The organism is Rhizobacter sp. P1_G5, assembly GCF_056405435.1.
In genome coordinates, this window is the sequence record NZ_JBFUCB010001074.1 from 1 (window position 1) to 991 (window position 991).

General features: G+C 72.8%; 1 protein-coding gene. It reads right to left on the minus strand.

The features are described 5' to 3' along the window. Positions 1–825, minus strand: an 825-nt coding sequence (locus tag AC1D12_RS34100; RefSeq protein WP_477845489.1) for a serine/threonine-protein kinase, incomplete at its 3' end; no start/stop codon positions are given. Positions 826–991 lie beyond the last annotated feature (166 nt).

The following is a 991-nucleotide window of genomic DNA, read 5'->3' on the forward strand; positions in this document are numbered from 1 at the left end:
GGCCTGCGCATCGCTGCCGGCCGGCACCAGCCACTCCTGCAGGGCCTTGCGGAACGCGGCCACGTCGGCATGCCGCTGCCCCGGGTCGCGTGCGAGGCTGCGCATCACGATCGCGCGCAACGCATCGTCGGCATCGCCGGCGGCATCCTTCGGCCACACCATGTCCTCGTGCGCCACGCGGTACATCGCGCGGAACGGATCCTTCTCGATCAGCAGCTGCCGCCCGCACAGCATCTCGGCCAGCACCAGCGCCGCCGAGAACAAGTCCATCGCCGGCGCCGGCTTCAGCCCGTGCGTCGCCTCGGGCGACATGTAGCCCGGCGTGCCGACCACCTGCTGCACATGCTGTGCATTCACGCTCGCGGCGATGCCGAAATCCATCACGCGCGCCCGGCCCTCGCCGTCGACCAGGATGTTCGACGGCTTCAGGTCGCGGTGGATCACGCCCGCGGCATGCGCGGCGCTCAGCGCGTCCAGCACGCCGAGCATCATCTCCACTGCGTCGCGCGCCGGCATCGCGCCCTTCGCGCGCAGCTGCTCGGCCAGCGTCGGGCCGGCCACGTACTCGAAGACAAGGTAAGGCTGCTGCTCGTGCACGTCGGCCTCGAACACCGGCACGATGTGCGGATGGGTCAGCCGGCTGACGCTGCGCGCCTCCTGCAGCCAGTGGCCCACCGATTCGGTGTCGGCACCGGGGCGCATCAGCTTGACGGCCACCTCGCGCTCCAGGCGCGGGTCGTGGGCGAGCCACACCGTCGCCTGCGCGCCCTTGCCGAGCAGGCGCCGCAGCTCGAAGCGGCCCAGGGTGGTCGGGCGCGTGGCCATGGCGACTGCTGGCATCGAGGGGATGACGGGCTACTGAGGACGCGAGCGCGACGCGGCCAGGCCGCGCAGGCCGCCCGCGGGCGGCGTCGCGTCATCTGCTGCCGGCGCATGGCGCGGCGACACCGGCACCGTGCCACTCGTCATCGCCTGGCGCGCGCCCTGCAGC